This is a genomic window from Ramlibacter algicola, from assembly GCF_016641735.1.
GTDB classification, from domain to species: Bacteria; Pseudomonadota; Gammaproteobacteria; order Burkholderiales; family Burkholderiaceae_C; genus Ramlibacter; species Ramlibacter algicola.
This window is the reverse complement of the sequence record NZ_JAEDAO010000001.1, coordinates 3,246,538-3,269,993: the sequence shown is the minus strand read 5'-3', so window position 1 is coordinate 3,269,993 and position 23,456 is coordinate 3,246,538. Positions and strand designations below refer to the sequence as shown.

Genomic DNA, 23,456 nt, shown 5'->3' with positions numbered 1-23,456 from the left:
CATGCCCTTCGACATCGGCGGCCGCACGCTCGAGAGCCGCTTCTTCCTCGGCACCGCCGGCTATCCCTCGCCCGAGGTGCTGCGCGAAGCCATCCGCGCGTCGGGCACGCAGGTGGTCACCGTCGGCCTGCGCCGGCAGCTCTCGGGCAACGGCCACACGAACGAGTTCTACAAGTCGATCCGCGATTCGGGCGCACACCTGCTGCCCAACACCGCCGGCTGCACGACCGCGCGCGAGGCGGTGACGCTGGCGAAGATGGCGCGCGAGATGTTCGGCACGCACTGGATCAAGCTGGAGGTGGTCGGCGACGACTACACGCTGCAGCCCGACCCGTTCGAGCTGGTGGTGGCCGCGCGCGAGCTGGCGGCCGACGGGTTCGAGGTGTTCCCGTACTGCACCGACGACCTCGTCACGTGCAACCGGCTGCTCGACGCGGGCTGCCGCATCCTGATGCCGTGGGGCGCGCCGATCGGCTCGGGGCAGGGCCTGCTCAATCCCACGGCGCTGCGCACGCTGCGCCAGCGCCTGCCCGACGTGCCGCTGGTGGTCGACGCCGGCATCGGGTCGCCCAAGGACGCCGTGCAGGCCATCGAGCTGGGCTACGACGCGGTGCTGGTGAATTCGGCCGTGTCGAACGCGCACGATCCGGCAACGATGGCGCGCGCATTCAAGCTCGCGATCGAGGGTGGCCGGCTCGCGTACGAGGCGGGCATCATGGCCAAGCAGGACATGGCCGTGCCCACCACGCCGGTGACCGGGCGGCCTTTCGTGCTCTGACGGGGGGGATGCCCATGCGCGTGCGCGACATGAACTGGATGCAACTCGAGGCCTTGCTGAAGCGAGGCGAGGACCGTGCCGTGCTGCCGCTGGGCAGCGTCGAGCAGCATGCGTACCTGTCGCTCGCGGTCGACGCGATCCTGGCGGAGCAGGTGGCCGTCGACGCCGCCGAACCGCTCGGCGTGCCCGTCTTCCCCGCGCAAGCCTATGGCTGCACGCCGACGTACATGGCCTACCCGGGGACGATGACGCTGCGGCTGGAGACGCTGCTGGCGGTGCTCAGGGACCTCGTCACGTCGCTGCACCACCATGGCTTCCGCCGCATCCTGGTCGTCAACGGGCATGGCGGCAACAACGGTGCATCCAGCGTCCTGCAGGAACTGCAGGCGCGCCTGCCCGGCGTGCAACTGCGCTGGCACAACTGGTGGGCGGCGCCGAAGACCATGGGCTTCGTGCGCGAGGTCGACCCGCAGGCGTCGCACGCGTCGTGGATGGAAGGCTTCGCCTCGACGCGCGTCCACGGCGTGCAGTTGCCCGAAGGGTCGAAGCCCGTCGTCGACTACGTCCGCATGGCGCTGATGGATCCCGTGACCAAGCGCGGCTACCTGGGCGACGGCTGTTACGGCGGCAGGTACGCGATGGACGAAGCGACGCTGGACGAGCTGTGGTCGATCGCGGTCGGGGAAACGCGCGCGGTGATCGAAGGGCCGTGGCTCTGAGCCATCCGCATCCAGCCCCGAGCCGGGTCGTCATTCCCGCGCAGCCGGGAATCCGAGGCTTCCGTCTCCGCTGCTCCGCGCATTACAGTGCGCCGACCACGGAGACTTCCATGCAGAACCCGCCTCGCATCCCCCGGCGCGCCCTGGCCGCCGTCCTCTGCACCACGATCGCCACCTTCGCGCACGCTGCCTCCGCACCGCCTGCAGCGGGCGAGAACGGCATGGTGGTCACGGCGCAGCACATCGCATCGCGCGTCGGCGTCGAGATCCTGAAGAAGGGCGGCAACGCGGTCGACGCGGCCGTGGCCGTGGGGTATGCGCTCGCCGTCGTTTATCCGGCCGCGGGCAACCTGGGCGGCGGCGGTTTCATGACGCTGCAGATGGCGGACGGGCGCAAGACCTTCATCGACTTCCGCGAGAAGGCGCCGCTGGCGGCCACGCCCACCATGTACCTGGACAAGGACGGCAACGTCATCAAGGGCGCGAGCACGCTGGGGCACCTGGCGGTCGCCGTGCCCGGCTCCGTCGCCGGCATGGAGTACGCGCTGGCCCGGTACGGCAGCAAGCCGCGCCGCGAGGTCATCGGTCCGGCCATCGCGCTGGCGGGGCAGGGCTTCACGCTGGAGCAGGGCGACGTCGACATGCTGCGCACCGGCACCGACGCCTTCCGCAAGGACGCGGCGACGGCGGCGATCTTCCTGAACAACAACGAGCCGTGGAAGGCCGGCGAGAAGCTGGTGCAGAAGGACCTGGCGCGCACTTTGCGCGCGATCGAGCGGGACGGCGCCAACGGTTTCTACCGCGGACCGGTGGCGCGGGCCATCGCCGCATCGAGCAAGGCCGGCGGCGGCCTCATCACCACCGAGGACCTGGAGAAGTACAAGGTGCGCGAGCTGGCACCGGTGGAATGCGACTACCGCGGCGTGCACGTCGTGTCTGCGCCGCCGCCCAGCAGCGGCGGCGTGGTGATCTGCGAGATCCTGAACATCCTCGAGGGCTACCCGATGCGCGACCTGGGCTTCCGCTCGGCGCAGGCGGTGCACTACCAGATCGAGGCCATGCGCCACGCGTACATGGACCGCAACAGCTACCTGGGCGACCCGGACTTCGTGAAGAACCCGCTCGAGCGGCTCCTCAGCAAGGACTACGCGGGCGCCATCCGCAAGGCGATCGACCCGCAGAGGGCCGGCATCTCCAACGACATCCGCCCCGGCACGCCGCCGCACGAGGGCAGCAACACCACGCACTACTCGATCGTCGACAAGGCCGGCAACGCGGTGTCGGTGACGTACACGCTCAACGACTGGTTCGGTGCGCGCGTCACCGCCGGCGGCACCGGCGTGCTGCTGAACGACGAGATGGACGATTTCACGGCCAAGGTCGGGGTGCCCAACATCTACGGGCTGGTGCAGGGCCAGGCCAATTCCATCGCGCCCGGCAAGACGCCGCTGTCGTCGATGGCGCCCACCATCCTCACCCGGGACGGCAAGCCGGTGATGGTGGTCGGCACGCCGGGCGGCAGCCGAATCATCACGACGGTGCTGCACACCATCCTGAACGTGATCGACTACGACATGACGCTGCAGGAAGCGGTGGACGCCCCGCGCTTCCACCAGCAGTGGCTGCCCGAGACGACCAACCTGGAGCGCTTCGCCGTCAGCCCCGACACGCAGGGCCTGCTGGAGCGCATGGGCCACAAGTTCGCCGGGCCGCAACCCGCGAACCACATCGCCGCGATCCTGGTGGGTGCGCCTTCCCTCGACGGCAAGCCCGTCGCCAACTTCAAGTACTACGGCTCGATCGATCCGCGCAGGACCACGGGGTTGGCGCTGGGGTACTGACGGCCCGCAAGGAGGATCGAATGGCCATCCAGCGCATGGACAACGTCGGCATCGTCGTCGAGGACCTCGATGCCGCGATCGCGTTCTTCACCGAGCTCGGTCTCACCCTCGAAGGCCGCATGCGGGTCGACGGCGAGTGGGCCGGCCGCGTGACCGGCCTGCACGGCCAGCGCGTCGAGATCGCGATGCTGCGCACGCCCGACGGGCACAGCCGCCTGGAGCTCTCCCGCTTCGACGCCCCCGCCATCGCCGAGGACCATCGCAAGGCGCCGGTGAACGCGCTCGGCTACCTGCGCGTGATGTTCGCCGTGGACGACCTGGACGATACGCTCGAGCGGCTGGCGAAGCTGGGCGCCACCGTGGTGGACGAGGTCGTCGACTACCAGGGCGTGTACCGGCTTTGCTATGTGCGGGGCGTGGAAGGAATCCTGGTCGGGCTGGCGCAGGAGATCCGGCGCGAGCTCGCCTGAATCACCACGAGGGGAACCATGACCCAAGTCTTCGTCAACATCGGCCTCAGCCTCGATGGCTACATGGCCCCGGAAGGGATGACCATGGATGACCCGAACTTCAAGGGCTGGGGTGCGAAGTGGGGCGCGATGATGGGCTGGCTGCTGAAGCAGCAGGCCTTCCGCGACCACCTCCAGTGGGGTCCCGGCGGCGAGACCGGCCCGGTCAACGACCTGGTGCGCGCCACCTTCGACCGCACCGGCGCCAACGTCATGGGCAAGCGCATGTTCGACCAGGGCGAAGTGGCGTGGCCGGAGGAGGCGCCGTTCCACACGCCGGTCTACGTCCTCACGCACGAGAAGCGCGAGCCGTGGGTACGCCCCGGCGGCACCACCTTCCACTTCGTCAACGACGGGCCGGAGCGCGCGCTGGAACTGGCTCGCGCGGCGGCCGGTGGCAAGGACGTGCGCATCTCCGGTGGCGCCGACGTCATCCAGCAGTACCTCGACCTCGGCGTGATCGACGAACTGGAGATCGCGCTGGCGCCGGTGCTGTTCTGCGGCGGCAGGCGCCTGTTCGAGAACATCGGCGAGCCGGGACCGCGGTTCCGCATCGAGAGCGTGTTCGCCGGGCCCGGCGCCACGCACCTGCGCTACGTGCGCCAGTGATGGGTTCGTCCATGCGGCCCCTGCATCCCCACGAGCGTCCGCTGGTCGATGCGCTCTTCGAAAACGCGGGGCTGCTGCCGCCGGTGACCGCCACGCTGGTGGCGGAGCGCGACGACGGCGGCATGGGCAGCCTGGCCTTCGAGCCGCTCGGCCGCCGCCTGGGCGGCACGGTCTCCGAGTGCCAGTTCACCGACGCCGACGGCGTCCTGGTCTGCGCGGCGCTCAACGTGGACGACGCCGGCTTCCCGCTCGAGCTCGACCTGTGGAAGGTGGACTTCGAGCCGCTGTTGCGCTGGCCGGAGAAGGCGCAACTGGTGCGCTGGTCGTCCGAGACGGGTCGCTGAGGGGAGGAGCCGACATGTTCTCCCACATCTTCGTCGGCGTCCGCGATTTCGACCGCGCGCTGGCGTTCTACCGCCCGGTGATGGCGGCCCTCGGCATCCCCGAGCGATTCTGCGAACCCGACCGACCCTGGGCCGGCTGGCAGACGCCGGGGTCGGTGCGGCCCTTGTTCCTGGTCGGCAAGCCCCATGACGGCCAGCCGCACGCGGCCGGCAACGGGCAGATGGTCGCCTTCACGGCGGCGAACCGCGCGCTCGTCGACGAGGTGTACCGGATCGCGCTGGCGCGAGGCGGCACGTCCGAAGGCGAGCCCGGCCTGCGCCCGCAGTACCACGCGTCCTACTACGGCGCGTACGTCCGCGACCCCGACGGCAACAAGTTGTGCGTGGTCTGCCATTCGGAGCCCCTCCCATGAGCAACGCCTACCTTGTCGGCAGCATCACCGTGAAGTCCCCACAGCACTGGGCCGAGTACACCAGCCGGGTGCCGGGCACGCTCGGCCCATGGGGCGCCGAGCTCGTCTTCCGCGGCAAGCAGGTGGCCGTGTTCGCCGGCAACGCGCCGCACGCCGACATCGTCGTGATCCGCTTCCCGGACGCGGCCGCGGTGCAGGGCTGGTTCGCGTCGACGTCCTACCAGGCGCTGATCCCGCTGCGCGAACAGGCGGCGGACGTCGACCTCGTCTGCTACCAGGCCTGACAGCCGTCAGCGCTTCGGCGCGGCGTTCGCCCGCACGGCAGCCTGCACCAGCGCCTTGAACGCCGCCGCATCGACGCGATCGCCCTCGCGGATGTCGAGCGCGCGGCGCGCGTTGCCGTCCAGGCTGGCGTTGAAGACATGCTGCGGATCGTCGAGCGCGGCGCCCTTGGCGAAGGTGAGCTTGACCTTGTCCTTGTAGGCCTCGCCGGTGCAGAGGATCCCGCCGTGGGACCAGACCGGCCCGCCCCATTTCCACTCCTCCACCACGCCCGGATCGGCCTCGTGGATGAGCTGGCGCATGCGGGCCAATGCTTCGCCGCGCCAGCCGCCCAGGGCGGCGATGCGCTCGTCGATCAGGTCCGAAGCGGGGCGGCCGGGCGCACCAGCCTTGGGCGTTGCGGGGCTCACGCGTCGCGCTGGATCAATTCGATCTTGTAGCCGTCGGGGTCCTGCACGAACGCGATGATCGTCGAGCCGCCTTGCACCGGGCCGGCCTCGCGGGTGATCCTGCCCCCGGCCGCGCGGATGCGCTCGCAGGCGCCAGCGACGTCCGGGACCCCCAGCGCGATGTGGCCGTACGCCGTGCCCAGCTCGTAGCTCGACACGCCGTGGTTGTAGGTCAGCTCCAATTCAGCATGGTCGGGATTCGTGCCGTAGCCGACGAAGGCCAGCGAGTACTTCTGCTCGGGCCGCTCGGTCGTGCGCAGCAGCTTCATGCCGAGCACGCGGGTGTAGAAATCGACCGACCTCTGCAGGTCGCCGACGCGGAGCATGGTGTGGAGGAATCGCATGGGACCATTATGTTCAGCTTTGCATAGGGTGCGCATCCAGCGCAACCGAATCATCTCCGTGCTCATCGCGGCCGTTGTTCACTGAACGTAGCTGGCCGTTACGTTTCTGTGTGAATCAACGAACGGACGGCGCGGCCGTTTCGCGGCAGTGTCGAGGCATGACTTCCGTGAACCCTGTCTCTGCTGCCGCCGTCGAGCCAGGGCCCGAGGCTGGTTGCGGCAAGGAACCGGCACCCGGGCATCTCTCCTGCGTGCAGGATTTCGATGAGGCGCGATGCAAGGCGCTGATGCGCGTGCTGACCTCCATCGTGTGGGTGGCCGACGTGGACGGCAGCTTCAACGCGCCGCAGGCGTCGTGGTCGGCCTACACCGGCCAAAGCTGGGGCGAGCAGGCCGGCTTCGGCTGGATGGACGCGGTGCACCCCGATGACGTGTCCGTGCTGCGCGAGTGCTACGTGCGGGCGCGGGAGAGCAAGGCGCCGTTCCTCGCGTCGGGGCGGCTGTGGCACGCGGGCACGGGGGCGTATCGCTACTTCGAGGCGCGCGGCGTGCCCATCGTCGACGCCCGCGGCGAGATCCGCGAATGGGTGGGCACCTGCAAGGACGTCGAGGAGCAGCGCCGCGCCGAAGTCGTGCTGCGCGAGGCGGGCCGTCGCAAGGACGAATTCATCGCCGTGCTGGCGCACGAGCTGCGCAACCCGCTCGCACCGATCCGCACCGCCGCCCAGGTGCTGCGGCTGCGCGGCGACGACGACATGCAGCTCACCTGGGCGCGCGGCGTCATCGAGCGCCAGGTGCAGCACATGGCGCGCCTGCTGGACGACCTGCTGGACGTCAGCCGCATCGGCCAGCAGAAGCTGGAGCTGAACGTCACCCGCGTCACGCTCGACGCCGTGCTCAACGCCGCCATCGAGCAGAGCCGGCCGCAGTGGGAGCAGCGCGGGCAGAAGTTCGACCTGAACGCGCTCGCGGGCCCGATCTACCTGAACGCGGACGCACCGCGCCTGACGCAGGCGTTCTCCAACGTCCTGAACAACGCCGCCAAGTACACCGACCGCGGCGGCCGCATCTCGCTCTCGGTCGGCGTCGACGGCCACCACGTTGTCGTCTCGATCCGCGACAACGGCGTGGGCATCAGCGCCGAGATGTTGCCGCGCGTGTTCGACCTGTTCAGCCAGGACAGCCTGGCGCGCCACCGTTCGCAAGGCGGGCTGGGGATCGGCCTGTCGGTCGTGCGCGAAGTGATCCAGAAGCACGGGGGCACGGTGCAGGCGTTCAGCGAAGGCCTGGGCCGGGGCAGCCTGTTCGTGGTCCGGCTGCCGGCGGAAGGGCGCGCGCGCTCGTCCGCGATGCGGCCGGCCAGCGGCGGGCTGCGCATCGTCGTCGCCGACGACAACCACGACGCCGCCGAAACCATGTCCGTGCTGCTGGAGATGCTGGGGCACGAGGTGCGCGCCGCGTACGACGGCGAGGAAGCGATCGAAGTGACCCGGACCTTCCACCCGCACATCGCGTTCATCGACCTGGGCATGCCCAAGCGGGACGGCTTCGCGGTCGCGCGCGAACTGCACGCGGCCACGCCGGGCACCATGCTGGTGGCCGTCTCGGGCTGGGCGCGCACCGATGACACGCGGCGCGCGGTCGAGGCCGGGTTCCGCCACCATCTCGTCAAGCCGGTCGAGTCGGACAAGCTGCAGGCCATCCTCACGACTGCTGCCGCGCTGGCCGAGGCGCAGGCGTGACATAAGGCACACTGCTCCGATGCGTCGGCGATTACCATCCAAGGATGACCTTCGGCCACGCCAGCGCTCCCAGCCTCCCCGCGAGCGCCGCGTCGAAGAACCTGTTCTTCCGGCTGCTGCCCGCGACGGTGCGCGCCGGCTGGATCAACCACCTGCAACTGGTGCACCTCGAGGCTGGGCGGCCCCTCCTGCCAGTCGCCGGGGGCGTGGCCTACGTCCATTTCCCCCTCGGGTCGGTCGTTTCGGTCTCGAAGACCACGCATGACGGCCGCGGCGCGCTGCTGGCCCTCATCGGCCGCGAAGGGCTGATCGGCCTCTCGGGGCTGATGGGTGGCCCGGTGCTCGATTCCATGCCCGACGTGCTGCTGCCCGGGCCGGCGGCGCGGGTGGACGCCGCGCTGTTCGCCGAAGCGTTCCACGCCAGCTGGCCCGTCAGCAACCTCGTGCTGCGCTATCTCAACGCCAGCTTCACGCAGGTCGGCCAGGCCGCGTATTGCTACCGCCACCACGGCCCGGAGGAATACCTGTGCACGCTGCTGCTGCGGCTGCAGGACCGGACGGGGCGGCAGTGCATCCACATGACGCAGGACCAGCTCGGCCGGCTCGCCGGGCTGCGGCGGGAGACCATCTCGCACGCGGCCACGCGCCTGCAGCACGCCGGCGTGCTGTCGTACCGGCGCGGCCAGATCGTGGTCGAGGACCGGAAGGCGCTGGAGGCGCATGCCTGCGACTGCTACCGGCTGGTCGAAGGGGCCTACCAGCGTGGCTACTTCGGCAACGAGAACCCCTGGGCCGAGCCGTTGCCGGCAGGCTGATCCAGCTCGATCCACACCGGCGCGTGGTCGCTGGGCTTCTCGCGCCCGCGGTGCTCGTGGTCCACGCCGGTCGCGCGCAGCAGCGCCAACGCGGCCGCGTTCAGCAGCAGAAAGTCCATGCGGAAGCCCGCGTTGCGCGCATGCGCGGCGGCATTCACCCAGAACGTGTAGATCCGGTCGGCCGGGTGCAGGTGCCGCGTGGCGTCCGTCCAGCCCTGCGCCAGCAGCTTCTCGTGCAGCGCGCGTGTCTCGGGCTGCAGCACCGCGTCGTGCTGCCACACCCACCAGTTGTAGATGTCGGCGTTGGTGGGCACCACGTTGAAGTCGCCGGCCAGCACCACGGGCTGCGACAAGCCCACCAGCGTGGCCGCATGCGCGACCAGGCGCTCGGACCAGGCGAGCTTGTAGAGGAAGTTCGGGCTGCCGGGCGGGTTGCCGTTGGGCTGGTACACGGACGCGATGCGCACACCGCGCAAGTCGGCTTCGAGATAGCGCGCCTGCAAGTCCGTCGGGCCGGCCGGCAAGCCACGCCGCACTTCCATCGGCGCCATGCCGCGCGCGAGGATCGCGACCCCATGGTGCGAAGGCTGCCCGTGCCAGATGGCGGTCCAGCCCGCGTCGCGCAGCTTGTCGCCGGGAAAGCGTGGATCGCTGGTCTTGATCTCCTGCAGGCAGGCGACGTCGGGCTGCGTCTTCTGCAGCCATTCGAGCAGGCGGGGCAGGCGTCCGTTGACGCCGTTGACGTTGAAAGTCGCGATCCTCACGCCGGCGGTGGCAGCACGATGGGCTCGCCGGCCGCCGTCGTGGGCACGCCCGGCGGCGTCAGCGCGCCCGGCCCATCGACGGCGTGCTGTTGCTGCCGCGCCGGGATGGCCTCGGTCCAGACCTGGATGTCCTCCGGCGTCATCGTGCTGGCCGGCGTCAGCCGGCCGTCGATGTAGCCGAGCTGCTCCACGTCGTGCAGGTACTGCTCGCGCGACAGCAGCGTGCCGGCGCACACGTGGGCGTCGACGGCCGGCGGCTGCGCGATCTCCGCGGCCAGCTTCTGCAGCAGGCGGTCCATCACCCAGGCCGGGACGCGGTGGCGCTCGCCGGGATAGATGAAGCCGAAGAGGGTCAGGTGCGCGAGCAGCACGCGCCAGTTGGGCCCGAAGCGTTCCAGCAGGCCGGCCCAGTCCAGGTGCTCCGCGTTCGCGTGCAGCAGGTGCGCGATGTCGGCGCCGTCGTAGCGCTCGCGCTCCATGATGAAGGCCTTGGACAGGAAGCCGTCTTCCATGTTGGCGATCTTCACCGGCACGCCCAGCACCTCGGCCTCCGGGTTGTCCTGGAACCAGAGGTCGTCGACCGGCGTGACGCCGTTGCCCGAGTTGTAGATCAGGTCGATGAAGTCCTCGCCCGCGTACACCTTGGCCAGCCAGTGCGGGTACGGCAGCTCGGTGCGCCAGCCCTCGGCGCGCACCAGGTCCTGCACGCGATCGAGGTGCTCGCGGCGGATGAACAGGTCCAGGTCCTTGGTGTTGCGCCGGATGCCGGTGAAGCACGCATGCGCGAAGGCGCCGCCCACCAGGAATGGGACGCCCGCATCGCTGAGCACCTGCAACGCGCGCCGGTAGAACGCGGCCGTGTCGGGGTGGACCTCTTCCTCGATGGATGGCGCGAGCGGGACGGTGCACATGGTCGTCTCCCCGTGTGGGTACTGCAAGGCACGCCAGTCTCGGTGAGCCGGGCCGTTCGCCGTGCGGAGAAGCAGCCCCATCGGTGGTCGGCATGCGCCTACAGCCGTGACGGTTGCTGGACGATGCACCCCGGCCGCGCCACGCGGCAGCATGTGGGACCGAATCCCGACCATTGGCATGGGCAAGTCCTCCACCACCGTCCGCTTCGCCGCCGTCGGCGACCTCCACGTCACCAAGGACTCGGCCGGCAAGCTGCGCGGCTTCCTCGCGCAGGCTTCGGACGCGGCCGACGCGCTGCTGCTTTGCGGCGACCTCACCGACTACGGCACGGCCGAGGAGGCCAAGATCCTGGCCGACGAGCTGAGCGCCGTCTCGGTGCCGATCGTGGCCGTGCTGGGGAACCACGACTTCGAGACCGGCACGCCGGAAGTGGTGTGCGCCACGCTGAAGAAGGCCGGCGTGCGCGTGCTCGATGGCGAGGCGTGCGAGATCGAGGGCGTGGGCATCGCGGGCGTGAAGGGTTTCGCCGGCGGCTTCGGCCGCGGCTCCCTGGGTGCCTGGGGTGAACCGGCGATCAAGGCCTTCGTGCAGGAAGCGCTGCACGAGGCGATGAAGCTCGAGTCCGCGCTGGCCAAGCTGCGCATGCGGCGGCGCATCGCGCTGATGCACTACTCGCCGGTGTTGTCCACCGTGCAGGGCGAGCCTGCGGAGATCCTCCCGTTCCTGGGCAGCAGCCGGCTGGAGGAGCCGCTTCTGCGCTACCCGGTGGACGCCGTGTTCCATGGCCACGCGCACCGCGGGACCATCGAAGGCCAGACGATCAGCGGCGTGCCGGTGTTCAACGTCGCGCGGCCGCTGCTGCTGCGCAAGCATCCCGACCGGCCGCCGTTCCGCCTGTTCGAGGTGCCGCGCGAGCCCGCCGACGAGCAGGAGCTCGTGGCCGCCAAGTGAAGCCCCTGCTCGCCGCCTGGCGCGGCCGGCCGCGCCGCGACACGGGGCAAGGGCGGGCGATCTTCGTCCTGGCGAGCGCACTGCTGCTGACGGCGATCGCGGCGCTGCTGTCGTGGCGCGTGGCCGAGGCGCGGCACGAAGCCGCGGTGGTCGCGGCGGTCGAAGCGGACCTCGCGCGGCTCGACCGCCGCATGACGTCGTCGGTCGCGCTGTTGCGGGCCACCCGTTCGTTCGTGCTGGCCGAAGGCGACGCCATCACCCCTCGCGCCTTCGGCCTGTTCGTCGGCGGGCTGCGGATCCGCAGCGACTTCCCCGGCATCCAGGGCCTGGCCTGGAGCCCGCGGGTGGGGCAGGGCGACACGTACCGCATCGAGCTGATCGAACCGATGGACGAGCGCAACCGCGCGGCGCTCGGCTACGACATGCACAGCGATCCGGTGCGGGCGGCGGCGATGGACCGCTCGCGCGACAGCGGGCGCTTCTCGGTGACGGGCAGCGTGGTGCTCAAGCAGGAGATCGACGCGCACAAGTCGCCCGGCTTCCTGGTCTACACGCCGCTGTACGAGCGCGGCGGCGTGCCGCAGACGCTGGAGGAGCGGCGCCGCCTGCTGCGCGGCTTCGTCTACGCCCCGTTCCGTGCCGTCGACTTCTTCGAGGGCGTGTTCGAGCCGGGCGTCGTGCGGCTGCACGCCGTGCACACGCAATCGGATGGCGAGCCCCCGCAGGTGCTGCATGGGTCCGAGGAGGCGCTCGCGCGCCCCGTGGCGACCCGGCGCATCGACTTCGGGGGCCAGGCCTGGCTGCTCCTCTACGCGCCCGGCACGGGCCGCGACTGGACCGACTGGGTCACGCCGGCGGGCGTGCTGCTGGCGGGGCTGCTGGTGTCGGTCCTGCTGTACCAGCTGACGCGCACGCAGGTCCACGCGCGGCGGCGGGCCGAGCTGCGGTCCAGCCAGCTCGGGCGGCAGGTGCAGTTCTCGCAGTTGCTGGTGGGCATCGTGTCGCACGACCTGCGCAACCCGCTGAACGTGATCCAGCTGAACGCCGCGCTGCTCGAGCGCGCGGGGCTGCGCGACGAATTCGCACGCTGCGTGCAGCGCATCCAGTCCAGCACCGCCATGAGCCTGCGCCTGATCCGCGACCTGCTGGACTTCACGCAGGCGCGGCTGGGCAGCGGCCTGCCCGTGGTGCGCACGCCCGGCGACATCGTGGAGATCGTGCAGCAGGCCGCCGACGCGGCGCGACTTGCGCATCCGGCGCGGCGCATCGAGGTGGACGCGCACGGCGATGGTGCGGGCACGTGGGATGCCGATCGCATGGCGCAGGTCGTGGGCAACCTCCTGAACAACGCGCTCGTCTACGGCGACCCCGACTCGCCCATCCACGTGTCGGTGCACGCCGAGCACTCGCGCGTGCGCATCGCCGTCCACAACGCGGGCGACCCGATCCCGCCCGCCCTGCGCGAAGCCCTGTTCGAGCCGCTGCAGCAGGGCGAGTCCACCGCGGGACGATCGGGGCGCAACATCGGCCTGGGCCTGTACATCGTGCGCCAGATCGCGCGCGCGCACGGCGGCGAGGTCCAGTGCCGCTCGACGCGGGACGAGGGGACGACGTTCACGGTCGACCTGCCGCGGGCGGAGGGAGCGGCATCGGTGTAGTCCGTCGAAGACGGACTCCCGAACGTAGAGGACACAGAGCAAGCGCAGAGGACGCAGAACGCAAAGGATTCTTCAATGGATTCTTCTGCGATCTCTGCGCTTGCTCCGCGACCTCTGCGTCAGGGAGTTCAACGCATCTCGACCACCAGGCAGGTCGTCGTCGCGTGCGCGTACAGCGTGCCGTCCGGGCCGTACAGGCGGCCCTCCGCCGTCGCCAGCTGCCGGCCGGCGTGCAGCACCTTGCCTTCGGCGCGCACGCGCTGCACCTTCGGGCCGATCGCGCGGACGATGTTGACGCTCAGCTCCGCCGTCGTGTAGCCGCGGCCGGCTGGCATCTTCGTGTGCACCGCGCAGCCCATCGCCGAATCGAGCAGCGTCGCGTACCAGCCGCCATGGATGCCGCCCATCGGGTTCAGGTGCGCGGGTCCCGGCGTTCCCTGGAACACGGCGCGGCCGTCCTCGGCTGCGAGCAAGAGGAAGTCCAGGGTCTTGGCGATGGTCGCGACCGGCAACTGGCCGGCGAGCATCGCCTCGAGCAACGCCAGGCCGCTGCGGCCCGCCACCTGCTCGGGTGTCGACACGCCGGGTCCGGGCCCCTTGTCGAAGATCGCCATCTGCTCGCGCTCCTGCGCCAGCCAGCGTTCCAGGTCATTGCCGTCCATCGCTCGTCCTTTCCAGTCACTTGCAGCTGCAATAGTTGCAGGTACACTAATTGCCATGGACACCGCCGTCAAGCCCCAGGGTTGCACCAACCTCAAGCTGCGACAGCTCGGCCGCCGCGTCGGGCAGCACTACGACGCCGAGATGCGCCGCGTGGGCCTGAAGACCACGCAGTACTCGCTGCTGTCGTTCGTGTGCAAGCTGGGCCCGATCCGGCCGACCGACCTCGCGCGCACGCTCGGCCTGCAGCCGTCGACGCTGAGCCGCAACCTCAAGCCGCTGGTCGCGGCCGGCTGGCTCGAGATGCTGCCCGGCGACGACGCCCGCAGCCTGCGCGTGGCGGTGACGCCCGCCGGCCGGGAGAAGCGCGCCGAGGCGCAGCGCCGCTGGCGCGTCGCGCAGGAGGGCATCAACGCCGCGCTCGGACCCCAGCGGGTCGTCGCGCTGCATGCGTTGATCGACGAGTGCACGGCGCTGCTCGCGCCGGTCGAGGACGAAGGGGACGTCGATGAGTGAAGCAAAAGCGCTCGTGCGCGCACCGGTGACGTGGCTCGTGCTGCTGGCCGCGGCCGGCGCGTTCGCGTTGACCATGGGCGTGCGCCAGACGATGGGCCTGTTCCTCTCGCCGCTGAACACGTCCACCGGCCTGGGCCTGGCCAGCATCAGCCTGGCCTTCGCCTTCGGCCAGCTGTGGTGGGGGCTCACGCAGCCCATCGCCGGTGCCATCGCCGACCGCATCGGCACCGGCCGCGTGCTGCTCGCGGGCGTTGCGCTGGTGGCGCTGGGGACCTTCATCACGCCCTACATGCAATCCACATGGGGGCTCGTCGTCGCGGTGGGCATCCTGGCCGCGGGTGGCGCCGGCATGGCCGGGCCGGCGGTGCTGATGTCGGCGACCACGCGCCTGGTGCCGCCACAGCACCGGGGCCTGGCCACTGGCGTCGTCAATGCAGGCGGCTCGACCGGGCAGTTCCTGCTCGGTCCCATTTCCGCCTCCCTGATCGTCGGCATCGGCTGGGTCGGCGCCATGCAGGTGCTGGCGGCGCTCGTGCTGCTCGCGTTGCCCGCCGCCTGGCTCCTGCGCGGCAACAACCAGCAGGCCGCGCCCGCCGGCAAGAAGCCGGTGACCACGCGCGAGGCCGCCGGCGAGGCGCTGCGCCACCCGGGCTTCCTGCTGCTCGCCACCGGCTTCTTCGTCTGCGGCTTCCACGTCGCCTTCCTCGCCACGCACCTGCCCGGCGTCGTCGCGGCCTGCGGGCTCGCGACGCAATGGGCCGGCTGGGCGGTCGCGGTCCTGGGGTTGTTCAACATCGTGGGCAGCCTGGCGATCGGCTGGGCCATCGGCCGCTGGCGCATGAAGTCGCTGCTGTCGCTGATCTACGCCGTCCGCGCCGTGGCCATCGTCGCCTTCCTGTTCGCGCCGAAGACCGGCCCGGTGGTGCTGGTGTTCGCCGCCGTGATGGGCATGACCTTCCTGTCGACGGTGCCGCCGACGGCGGGCCTGGTGGCGAAGTTCTTCGGGCCCGCGCACATGGCCATGCTGTTCGGGCTGGTGATGCTCACCCACCAGGTCGGTGGCTTCCTCGGCGCGTGGCTCGGTGGCACGGTGTTCCAGGCCACCGGCAGCTACGACGGCATCTGGATCGCCGACGCCTTGCTGGCCGTGGCCGCCGCGCTGGTCCACCTGCCGATCCGCGAAGCGCCGCTGGTGCCGCGCGCTGCCCCCGCCGCTGCCTGACTCCGCCACCATCCCCCGTTCGGGGAATGGGGCGGCCTCGCGCGCTCGGCGATGCTCCCGGCTCCATGCAAAGGAGTCCCATGTTCCGCATCCAGACCGCGCTCGCGGGCGCCTGCCTCGCCCTCGCTTCCCTCGCCGCCCACGCGCAGGTGGACGGCACCTACACGACCGGCACCGGCTACACCGTGGACGCGAAGTTCAGCGGCAACACGCTGGAGCTGTACGAGCCGTCGAACGGCAAGCGGTCGACGTACGTGCGCAATGCCCGCGGCGTGTACGAGTTCACCAATCCGGTCAACGGCATCGCGTACACGATGGAGTGGCGCAACGGCACGCTGTTCGCCAACAAGCCCGGCGCACCGGAAGCGAATGGCACCACGCTGCGGCGCGTCGGCACCGCCGGCGCAGCCACGCCGCAGACCCCCGGCGAGCGCGAGGGCCTGGAGCGCATCGCCAACCGCTACCTCGAGCGCTCCCAATCCGACCCGGCCAACGCGCAGGCCTGGACGTTCTGCGGCATGGCCGCGATGTCGCGTGCGCAGGGCGGGGACTCACAGGCGGTGCAGGCTGCGCAGGCGCTGCGCGTGATTGCCAACGCGCGCAGCAACCCGTGCCCGGACGCCATTCCCGCGGCCACCTGGAACGCTTCCGCACCCTGAGGCTGGCACACTGCGCGGCATGGAGTCCGTCTCTCGCCGCGCCTTCCTCGCAACATCCGCGCTCGCGGCCTGGCCCGCCCTGGCGGCCACCCCGTGGGCCGATCTGGAGGCCGCCTCCGGCGGCCTGCTCGGTGTCGCCGTGCTCGACACGGGCACGGGGGAACTGAAGGGGCATCGCCTCGACGAACGCTTCCCGATGTGCAGCACGTTCAAGTGGTTGCTCGCCGCCGCGGTGCTGCACCGGGTGACGCAAGGGCGCGAGTCGCTCGACCGCTCGGTGAGCTACACGCGCGAGGACCTCGCGGGCCATGCGCCGGTGACCGAAGCGCGCCTGGCGCAGGGGGCGATGAGCGTGCAGGCCCTCTGCGAGGCCGCGGTCGTGGAGAGCGACAACGGCGCGGCCAACGTGCTGCTGCGCGTCCTCGGCGGCCCGGCGGCGGTGACGTCGCATGCGCGCTCGCTCGGCGACCGCACGACGCGGCTGGATCGCATCGAGCCGGCGATGAACGACGTGCCGCCCGGCGATCCGCGTGACACGACGACGCCCCGCGCGATGGCGCGCTTGCTGCACCGGGCGCTGCTGCAGGAGGGCACGGACAAGACCGACCGCGCGCTGCTGCTGCAGTGGATGGAGAAGTCGACGACCGGCCGTGCGCGCCTGCGCGCCCAGCTGCCTCCCGGCTGGCGCGCTGCGACGAAGACCGGGACCGGGCCGCGTGGCACCACCAATGACGTCGGCGTGCTGTGGCCGGCCAGCGGCGCCGCACCGCTGGTGGTCGCGTGCTACCTCACCGGGTCCCCGAAAGACGGGTCCGCACGCGAAGCCGTGCTGGCGAGCGTCGGCGCCGCCATCGCTCGCGGCTGATCATCCCCAAAGGAAAAGCGCCCCGAAGGGCGCTTTCGTCCATGCGCGGTCGCGCGGCGCTCAGGCGCCGAACATCGCCTGGATCTCGCCGCGGAACGCCGGGTCGCGCGGATGCTCGCCGGGCTCGAGCGGGCCGGCTTCGCGCACGGTCGCCGCCGCCGCCGGCATGGCGCGGCCCCAATACAGCTGGCAGCGGGGCGCGTCCACCAGCCGCTTCAACGGCGCCGACGGGACCACCGGGTTGGTGATCGTGTCCCGCACGACGGGCACGTCCTGGGGCTCGCCGTTGCGCACGACGCGCAGGTTGACGGCGGTGCCGGCGTTTCCACGCACCTTGGCGGCGATGTCCTGCGGCTGGAGCGTCGCGACCGGTGCGCCGTCCACGGCCAGCAACTCGTCGCCCGACCGCAGGCCGGCGCGATGGGCCGGTGCTCCCGCCATGACGTTGACGAGCTTCACCGTCGAGCCTTGCCGTTCGAAGGACATGCCGACACCCACGAACTGGGTGAAGGTCTGCACGTTCGCGCGCACCGCCGGCGCTTCCAGCTTCGTGCTGCCCGTGCCCAGCCACAGCTGGCCCTGCAGCTGCTCCCATTCGCGGATGTCGGCCTGGGCTTGCGTGTTCTCGGCCATGCCCTGCGCGACGAGGCCGGCGAACATGCCGACCATGCCGAGGCCGGCCGCATCGCGATTGCCGGACAGCATCGCCACGTCGAGGCTGGCGGCGCCCACGGCCGTGGCGACGTTCGCGACACCTTCTGCGCCTTCGCGGAACGACGCTTTGCCTCCAAGCACGGCGTCGATCGGGCGGCCGCCGCGCGTCGTGGCCTGGAAGCCGACGTCGCCGCCGACGATGAACTTGCCCGGCACCGGCTTGCAGCCGTCGGCATCCGGGACGCATGCCCCCTGGACCTCGTACTTCGGCTCCTTCAGCACCGCCTCGTACTGCTGCCACTTGAGCAGCTCGCCGTACTTGCCGCCGCCGTACTTGAACGGGACGCGGCTGGTTTCGAACAGCACGAGCACCGGCTGCTCCGCGCTGATGCCGACGAACCCTTTGTCGACCTTCGCCGCCTGCTGCGCGAACTCCTTGGCCAATTGCTCGTTGCCGTCGCAGTAGCTCGCCCAGCCTGCCATGTAGGGCATCAGGCCGAAGTCGCCGGCATACGCCTCCGCTTCGGCGACGGTGTCCTGGTAGTCGGCCTGCTTGAACATCGCGCGGGCGTTCTGGAAGTCGCCTTTCGCCGCCCACACGATGCCGCGGTAGAAGTACGCCATCGCGCGCTCGTACGGCTCGCCCTTGAAGTCCTTGACCTTCTCGGCGGTCCACAGCGACTTGGCTTTCTGCGCTTCCGGGTTGTCGGCGTAGATCAGGTCGATGCGCGCGACCGCGGCCTCGAAAGCCTTCTCCGCCGTGTCGAGGTCTCCGGCCGACAGCGCCGCGAGCCCAATGCGCTCGAAGTTGAGCGTGGCGTTGCGCTCGCCTTCGATGAACAGGCGCTCGTACAGCGGGCGCATCTCGGCGCTCTTCGCGCCCGCGGCGAATGCCTGTGCCTGCGTCCGCAGGTCGGCGGGGACCGGCTTCACCGTGCCCCACCGTTTTGCCGGCGTGGCGGCGCGCTGCGCCGCTTCCTGCTGCGCGGCCTGCTGCTGCGCCTGCATCATGCTCTGGAGCAATCCGCCGAACTGGGCGTGGGCGGGCAGGGCGCAGGTGGCGGCGGCGGCCAGCGCGATCCTGGACAGGGCGCTGCACGCGCGCAGGGAAGGAGCTCGCATCGTCGTGGGTCTTTCTCGAAGGTTCGGATCCGGATGGAGAAGCGGCCGCACGAAGCGGCCGCCGATGGCTAGGGTGCGGAGGCCTCAGCCGCCGAACAGGCCCTGGAGTTCGCTGCGGAATGCCGGGTCGCGCGGATGCTCGCCCGCTTCCACCGGGCCGGCATCGCCGGCCAGCGACGCCGGGGCGATCGAGCGGCCCCAGTACAGCTGGCAGCGCGGCGCGTCGACGATGCGCGTGGCGGTCTGTGCGGCGCCGGCGTCGAGGGCCACGGCCAGCTTGGTCGCGGGCGACTTCGCGGGCGCGGTGCCCAGCCACACGGTGGAGGGCAGCTGCTCCCATTCGCGGATGTCGGCCTGCGCCTGCGTGCTCTCGGCCATGCCTTGCGCGACGAGGCCGGCGAACATGCCGACCATGCCCAGGCCCGCGGCGTCGCGGTTGCCGGACATCATCGCGACGTCCAGGCCGGCGGCACCCACGGCCGTTGCGACGGTGGCGACGCCCTCCGCACCTTCCTTGAACGAGGCCTTGCCGCCCAGCACGCCGTCGACCGGCCGGCCACCGCGCGTCGTGGCCTGGAAGCCGACGTCACCGCCGACGATGAACTTCTCGGCCTTCCAGTCGGTGTCGGCGGAAGCGGCCTTCACCATCTGCGCGGCGGGCGTCTCGTAGGGGGCCCACTTGAGCACCTCGCCGTACTTGCCGCCGCCGTACTTGAACGGCGCGCGGCCGGTCTCGAACAGCACCAGCACCGGCTGCTCGGCGCTCAGGCCCACGTAGGCCTTGTCGACCTTGGCGGCCTGCTGCGCGAATTCCTGCGCCAGCTGCGCGTTGCCGTCGCAGTAGCTGGCCCAGCCTGCCATGTAGGGCATCAGGCCGAAGTCGCCGGCGTACTGCTCGGCCTCGGCCACCGTGTCCTGGTAGTCGGCCTGCTTGAACATGGCCCGCGCGTTCTGGAAGTCGCCCTTCGCCGCCCACACGATGCCGCGGTAGAAGTACGCCATCGCGCGCTCGTACGGCTCGCCCTTGTAGTCCTTGACCTTCTCGGCGGTCCACAGCGACTTGGCCTTCTGCGCTTCCGGGTTGTCGGCGTAGATCAGGTCGATGCGCGCCACGGCGGCTTCGAAGGCCTTCTCGGCGGTGCCGACGTCGCCGGCGGCCAGGGCGGCCATGCCGATGCGCTCGAAGTTCAGCGTGGCGTTGCGCTCGCCTTCGATGAAGAGGCGCTCGAACAGCGGGCGCAGTTCCGGCGTCTTGGCGGTGGCGGCGAAGGCCTGCGCCTGGACGCGAAGTTCGCTGGGCACCGGCTTGACCGTGCCCCACTTCTTGGCCGGCTTGGCGGTCGCGCGCTGCTGCGCTTCCTGCTGCGCGGCCTGCTGCTGCGCCTGCATCATGCTCTGGAACAGGCTGCCGAACTGCGCATGCGCGGGCATGCAGGCGACGGCGGCGGCCGCCAGGGCGATCTTGGTCAGCGCGCTGGTGGCGCGCGAGGCGGTGGCTCGCATCGGGTACTCCTGGGTATTGGTCTTGCTGGCGGGACTCAGAGCGCGGTGCGCAGGCGGATCAGCGCCTGTTCGGCGACGTTGCGGGCCGAGTCGCCCGGCGTCACGGCCGGTGCGGCCACTTCGCGGAAGCCGCCGCGGGGATCCGCTTCGAACTTCGGGCCGGCCTTGGGCGCGGTGGATTCACCGGTGAGGTACCCCTCGGCGAGCACCACGCCGTCGGACAGGCGCTTGATGGAGACGTACGTGGCCCAACCCGTGGGCGCGGCGGCGTCCGGCGTGTTGAGCACTTCCATCAGCAGCTTGGCGTGCTTCGACAGCGCGTCGGTCTCGACCTGCTGCGTGTCGTGCGCGCCCTTGGACTTCGCGGCCGTCGTGCGCATGGTGACGTTGCGGTCGACCACTTTCACGCCGTTGGACGCCAGCGTCTGCATGAACGATGCGCGCATCTGCAGGTCGATGCGTTCGACCGGGCCGCTGCGCTCGCCTTGCGAGGACTTCACCTGGCCGGTGGTGATGGTGGTGCTGGAGAACGAGCCCCGCTCGGCCTGCGCCGCGGCGTAGCCGGGCACGCGCATCGCCTCGACGCGTGCCGCGCCGCCACGGACGTTGTCGATGGTCGTCTGCTGCGCGGTGGTCTGCTCCAGCATGTCCGTGAATTCACGGTTCCACAGCACGGCGATCGTCGGCCGGCCGGCGCGTGCGTACGCACTGCCGAACGCCGCGCGGTCGAACGTCGAGCCGGGGGCGGGCGCGACCGGCGCGGGCGTCACCACGTCGGGCATGCCCTTGCGGTACGCGCTCTCCGGGATCTGCGGGGCGGTGGTCTGGGCAACGGCGCTGGCGGCCACCAGCGACGCGCCGAGCAGTGCAAGGCGACGGTTCATGGCTGACTCCTTGGAAAGCCCGTTCAGCGGGCCTGCTGCATCGGGACCGTGTAGGTCTGTCCCGGTGCGAATTGCGACTGGCCGCGGTTGGCGTCGTAGATGTCGACACCCACGCTCCTCGTGGTGCCCGACACCGCGTTCTCGCCGTACGTGGCCTGGCCGCGCGGGGCCAGGTGCACGGTCTTCCACGCGCTCGGCGGCTCGGACTGGCCGCGGTCGCCGGTGAAGCGGGTGCGCATCAGCAGCACGACGTCCACGTCGGTGCAGTTCTGCACGGTGGTCTGCACGGCGGCCATGCCGGTGCCGGTGCGCGACGTCTGCATGTCCAGCACGCCGATCACCTTGGCGAGCTCGGGCGACTGCACGGACACGGCGCCGAGGTTCGGCTGGCCGACCTGCATGTCCCAGGTGCGGCAGCCCGCGAACGTGGGCGGCGTGGTCTGCTCCACGGCGCAGGCGCCCAGCAGGACCGCCGCGCCGGCGGCAAGAGTGAGGCTCTTGAACATGGTGCGGGCCCTTTCAGCGGTAGATGACGTCGTCCGCCGCGGCGCGGGAGAACTCGTAGATGCCGGACCAGACGATCTCGCCCGATTCCAGGTCGGTCATCTCGAAGGAGATCTGCGTGTAGCGCTGCACCAGGCCGCTCTTGGTGTTGCGGCTGTCCAGCGAATTGATCTTGCCGGAGAGGCGGTAGTCGGCGCCCAGCTGCGCCTTGGTCAGGCCGGTGGTGCCGACGTCGGTGGTGCCGCTGCGCTTGAGGGCACGCTCCTGCTCGATCATCGAGGAGTTCTGGCGGTTGATGAACTGCATGCGCTGGCGGGCGGCGCGGTTCAGGTTGACCATCAGCCGCTGCGTGATCAGGTTGCGGTTGATCGCCTGCGAGCTCTCGTTGACGAAATACTGGCTGTCGACGATGACGCGGGGACGCTTGCCCGTTTCCGCGAAGATCGGCTCGGCGAGCATGTCGCGCATCATCGAATCGGTCATCGCGACGATGTCCTGGCCTTCGACGCCGACGCCCGACACGGGGCCCTTGCGGCTGGGGTCGACGTCCATCGACGAGACGCCCGTGGCGTTCTGCAGCGGGGGATTGGTTTGGCACCCTGCCAGCGTGGAGACCAGCGCCAGGAGGAGGGCAGCGGAGCGGAAGTTCATGTCCGGGCAACCTGTTAACAAAACGTTGCGGAAGGTAACTGATGGCCCGGGGGCTGTCTACGGGTTTGCCCCGTGCCCCCCCAAACGGGGGACCCGCGCCGCCGCCTCGTGCGCACCGGGGATGCATCCCGGGACCGTGGGTCCCAGAGTCGCGCCGAAGGAGGTAACAAATGGACGAACGAACCGTGGCCGCAACGCACGAACGTGTGAACCATTTCACGGGCGTCGGGTGCGCGTTGCAGGGGTTGGCCCTGCTCGCGCCGTTCGCGCTCGGCGCGGGGTGGGGCGCCGCCGGCGTGTTGGTCGGCATCCCGGTCGCCATCGCCTTGTGGACGGTCGGCTCGAAGCACGCACTGACCTGGCGCTGCGGCCGCTGCAAGAACCCGCTGGCGTCGGACGACGTGCGCATCTGCCCGTCCTGCGGCGCGGCGCTGCACTGAGGCTCGACCCGCTTGCGGGTTCGCACGGCGCGGTCCACCATCGCGCTCCCGAGGAGAACCCCATGCCCACCCCACGTCCGGCGCGCACGCTCGTGCGCGGCAAGCAGTGGACCGCGCGCAAGTCGATCGACACCGCGAAGTTCGAGGCCATCGCCGGCGCCATCCTGGCGTCGCTCGACACCAAGCCCGTCCCGTTCGGGGAACTCTCGGCGCGCGTCGAGCGCCTGCTGCCCCGCTTCGACGGCTCGGTGTCCTGGTACACGATCACCTGCGTGCGCGAGCTCGAGGTGCGCGGCCAGGTCGTGCGGCAGGAGAACCCGGTGCGTTACCACCTGTCCGGCCGATGAGCGCGGACGACGACCTGCCGGCCCTGCCGTCCATCACGCCCGGCCGCTGGCGGCACTACAAGGGCGGCGAGTACGAGGTGCTCGGCGTCGTGCGCCACAGCGAAACGCTCGAACCGCTGGTGCTCTACCGCCCGCTCGGCCGCGACACCGGCCACTGGGTGCGCCCGTACGCCATGTTCTTCGAGACCGTGCCCGTGGGCGGCGAGCCGCGCCAGCGCTTCACCTTGCTGGAGCCGCAGGGCACGCCGCCGGGTTGAACCCGGTCGACCGCGGCACGCGAATGCGGCATCCTTGCGGCT

Annotated in this window: 29 protein-coding genes; 19 read left to right on the top strand and 10 right to left on the bottom strand. The window is 70.7% G+C overall.

Annotated elements, in window-relative coordinates:
- Position 1 precedes the first annotated feature (1 nt).
- The 8 genes from I8E28_RS15990 (at position 2) to I8E28_RS15955 (ending at position 5,497) form a co-directional block, all read left to right on the top strand.
- Positions 2–778: a thiazole synthase gene (locus I8E28_RS15990; protein WP_200789094.1), complete on the top strand. Its 777-nt coding sequence runs from the start codon at positions 2–4 to the stop codon at positions 776–778.
- Positions 779–792: 14 nt separating this feature from the next.
- A complete protein-coding gene (locus tag I8E28_RS15985; protein WP_239027256.1) occupies positions 793–1,497 on the top strand; it encodes a creatininase family protein in 705 nt (234 codons plus the stop codon).
- Between the two features lie 110 nt (positions 1,498–1,607).
- Positions 1,608–3,338 (top strand): gamma-glutamyltransferase, encoded by a 1,731-nt coding sequence (gene ggt, locus I8E28_RS15980; RefSeq protein WP_200789092.1) that lies wholly within the window; start codon positions 1,608–1,610, stop codon positions 3,336–3,338.
- 20 nt (positions 3,339–3,358) lie between these two features.
- Positions 3,359–3,808 carry a VOC family protein gene (locus I8E28_RS15975; protein WP_200789090.1) on the top strand — a complete coding sequence of 150 codons (450 nt, stop codon included), beginning with the start codon at positions 3,359–3,361 and terminating at the stop codon, positions 3,806–3,808.
- A gap of 18 nt (positions 3,809–3,826) precedes the next feature.
- Complete coding sequence (locus tag I8E28_RS15970; RefSeq protein ID WP_200789088.1) at positions 3,827–4,456, top strand: dihydrofolate reductase family protein; 630 nt, start codon at positions 3,827–3,829, stop codon at positions 4,454–4,456.
- Between the two features lie 11 nt (positions 4,457–4,467).
- Positions 4,468–4,800 carry a DUF6984 family protein gene (locus tag I8E28_RS15965; RefSeq protein ID WP_200789087.1) on the top strand — a complete coding sequence of 111 codons (333 nt, stop codon included), beginning with the start codon at positions 4,468–4,470 and terminating at the stop codon, positions 4,798–4,800.
- A 14-nt stretch (positions 4,801–4,814) separates the two neighbouring features.
- Positions 4,815–5,213, top strand: coding sequence for a VOC family protein (locus tag I8E28_RS15960; RefSeq protein WP_200789086.1), 399 nt, complete (start codon positions 4,815–4,817; stop codon positions 5,211–5,213).
- Positions 5,210–5,497 carry a DUF1330 domain-containing protein gene (locus I8E28_RS15955; RefSeq protein ID WP_200789084.1) on the top strand — a complete coding sequence of 96 codons (288 nt, stop codon included), beginning with the start codon at positions 5,210–5,212 and terminating at the stop codon, positions 5,495–5,497. Before I8E28_RS15960 ends, I8E28_RS15955 begins: the two co-directional genes overlap by 4 nt.
- Positions 5,498–5,503: 6 nt before the next feature.
- On the opposite strand, the gene I8E28_RS15950 is transcribed toward I8E28_RS15955, so the two are convergent.
- Both I8E28_RS15950 and gloA read right to left on the bottom strand, forming a co-directional pair.
- Positions 5,504–5,905, bottom strand: a complete 402-nt coding sequence (locus I8E28_RS15950; protein ID WP_338050792.1) for a DUF1801 domain-containing protein — start codon at positions 5,903–5,905, stop codon at positions 5,504–5,506.
- The gene (gene gloA, locus I8E28_RS15945; protein ID WP_239027255.1) at positions 5,902–6,288 is read right to left on the bottom strand and encodes a lactoylglutathione lyase; all 387 of its coding nucleotides are present in this window, start codon (positions 6,286–6,288) and stop codon (positions 5,902–5,904) included. The genes I8E28_RS15950 and gloA overlap by 4 nt, the downstream gene beginning before the upstream one ends.
- 158 nt (positions 6,289–6,446) lie before the next feature.
- Between gloA and I8E28_RS15940 the strand changes: the two genes are divergently transcribed.
- Positions 6,447–8,030 carry a hybrid sensor histidine kinase/response regulator gene (locus I8E28_RS15940; RefSeq protein WP_275403462.1) on the top strand — a complete coding sequence of 528 codons (1,584 nt, stop codon included), beginning with the start codon at positions 6,447–6,449 and terminating at the stop codon, positions 8,028–8,030.
- 44 nt (positions 8,031–8,074) lie between these two features.
- On the top strand, positions 8,075–8,845 hold the full coding sequence (locus tag I8E28_RS15935) for a Crp/Fnr family transcriptional regulator (RefSeq protein WP_200789079.1): 771 nt from the start codon (positions 8,075–8,077) through the stop codon (positions 8,843–8,845).
- On the opposite strand, the gene xth is transcribed toward I8E28_RS15935, so the two are convergent.
- Complete coding sequence (gene xth / locus I8E28_RS15930; RefSeq protein WP_200789077.1) at positions 8,797–9,609, bottom strand: exodeoxyribonuclease III; 813 nt, start codon at positions 9,607–9,609, stop codon at positions 8,797–8,799. The genes I8E28_RS15935 and xth overlap by 49 nt on opposite strands.
- Complete coding sequence (locus I8E28_RS15925; RefSeq protein ID WP_200789075.1) at positions 9,606–10,520, bottom strand: nucleotidyltransferase; 915 nt, start codon at positions 10,518–10,520, stop codon at positions 9,606–9,608. The genes xth and I8E28_RS15925 overlap by 4 nt, the downstream gene beginning before the upstream one ends.
- A gap of 178 nt (positions 10,521–10,698) precedes the next feature.
- Between I8E28_RS15925 and I8E28_RS15920 the strand changes: the two genes are divergently transcribed.
- On the top strand, positions 10,699–11,472 hold the full coding sequence (locus I8E28_RS15920; RefSeq protein ID WP_239027254.1) for a metallophosphoesterase family protein: 774 nt from the start codon (positions 10,699–10,701) through the stop codon (positions 11,470–11,472).
- Positions 11,469–13,130 (top strand): CHASE domain-containing protein, encoded by a 1,662-nt coding sequence (locus I8E28_RS15915; protein WP_200789073.1) that lies wholly within the window; start codon positions 11,469–11,471, stop codon positions 13,128–13,130. The genes I8E28_RS15920 and I8E28_RS15915 overlap by 4 nt, the downstream gene beginning before the upstream one ends.
- 128 nt (positions 13,131–13,258) lie before the next feature.
- Here I8E28_RS15915 and I8E28_RS15910 read toward each other — a convergent pair whose 3' ends face one another.
- Entirely contained in the window at positions 13,259–13,792 is a 534-nt protein-coding gene (locus I8E28_RS15910; protein WP_200789071.1) for a PaaI family thioesterase, read from the bottom strand.
- 55 nt (positions 13,793–13,847) lie between these two features.
- On the opposite strand from I8E28_RS15910, the gene I8E28_RS15905 reads away from it, so the two are divergent.
- From I8E28_RS15905 to bla, 4 genes are all read left to right on the top strand, one after another.
- Complete coding sequence (locus tag I8E28_RS15905; RefSeq protein WP_200789069.1) at positions 13,848–14,306, top strand: MarR family winged helix-turn-helix transcriptional regulator; 459 nt, start codon at positions 13,848–13,850, stop codon at positions 14,304–14,306.
- A complete protein-coding gene (locus I8E28_RS15900) occupies positions 14,299–15,528 on the top strand; it encodes an MFS transporter (protein ID WP_200789067.1) in 1,230 nt (409 codons plus the stop codon). The genes I8E28_RS15905 and I8E28_RS15900 overlap by 8 nt, the downstream gene beginning before the upstream one ends.
- Before the next feature lie 80 nt (positions 15,529–15,608).
- The gene (locus I8E28_RS15895) at positions 15,609–16,187 is read left to right on the top strand and encodes a hypothetical protein (protein ID WP_200789065.1); all 579 of its coding nucleotides are present in this window, start codon (positions 15,609–15,611) and stop codon (positions 16,185–16,187) included.
- 19 nt (positions 16,188–16,206) lie between these two features.
- Entirely contained in the window at positions 16,207–17,052 is an 846-nt protein-coding gene (gene bla / locus I8E28_RS15890; RefSeq protein ID WP_200789063.1) for a class A beta-lactamase, read from the top strand.
- A 60-nt stretch (positions 17,053–17,112) separates the two neighbouring features.
- Here bla and I8E28_RS15885 read toward each other — a convergent pair whose 3' ends face one another.
- The 5 genes from I8E28_RS15885 to I8E28_RS15865 form a co-directional block, all read right to left on the bottom strand.
- Positions 17,113–18,828 (bottom strand): PDZ domain-containing protein, encoded by a 1,716-nt coding sequence (locus tag I8E28_RS15885; RefSeq protein ID WP_200789061.1) that lies wholly within the window; start codon positions 18,826–18,828, stop codon positions 17,113–17,115.
- Positions 18,829–18,912: 84 nt separating this feature from the next.
- A complete protein-coding gene (locus I8E28_RS15880) occupies positions 18,913–20,331 on the bottom strand; it encodes a COG3014 family protein (protein WP_200789059.1) in 1,419 nt (472 codons plus the stop codon).
- 35 nt (positions 20,332–20,366) lie between these two features.
- Positions 20,367–21,215: a hypothetical protein gene (locus I8E28_RS15875; protein ID WP_200789057.1), complete on the bottom strand. Its 849-nt coding sequence runs from the start codon at positions 21,213–21,215 to the stop codon at positions 20,367–20,369.
- A gap of 23 nt (positions 21,216–21,238) precedes the next feature.
- Positions 21,239–21,721, bottom strand: a complete 483-nt coding sequence (locus tag I8E28_RS15870; protein WP_200789055.1) for a hypothetical protein — start codon at positions 21,719–21,721, stop codon at positions 21,239–21,241.
- A gap of 13 nt (positions 21,722–21,734) precedes the next feature.
- Positions 21,735–22,370 carry a penicillin-binding protein activator LpoB gene (locus tag I8E28_RS15865; RefSeq protein WP_200789053.1) on the bottom strand — a complete coding sequence of 212 codons (636 nt, stop codon included), beginning with the start codon at positions 22,368–22,370 and terminating at the stop codon, positions 21,735–21,737.
- A gap of 170 nt (positions 22,371–22,540) precedes the next feature.
- On the opposite strand from I8E28_RS15865, the gene I8E28_RS15860 reads away from it, so the two are divergent.
- The 3 genes from I8E28_RS15860 (at position 22,541) to I8E28_RS15850 (ending at position 23,414) form a co-directional block, all read left to right on the top strand.
- Entirely contained in the window at positions 22,541–22,810 is a 270-nt protein-coding gene (locus I8E28_RS15860; RefSeq protein ID WP_200789052.1) for a zinc ribbon domain-containing protein, read from the top strand.
- Between the two features lie 62 nt (positions 22,811–22,872).
- The gene (locus I8E28_RS15855) at positions 22,873–23,157 is read left to right on the top strand and encodes a DUF6958 family protein (RefSeq protein WP_200789049.1); all 285 of its coding nucleotides are present in this window, start codon (positions 22,873–22,875) and stop codon (positions 23,155–23,157) included.
- Complete coding sequence (locus I8E28_RS15850) at positions 23,154–23,414, top strand: DUF1653 domain-containing protein (RefSeq protein ID WP_200789047.1); 261 nt, start codon at positions 23,154–23,156, stop codon at positions 23,412–23,414. Before I8E28_RS15855 ends, I8E28_RS15850 begins: the two co-directional genes overlap by 4 nt.
- The last annotated feature ends 42 nt before the right edge of the window (positions 23,415–23,456 follow it).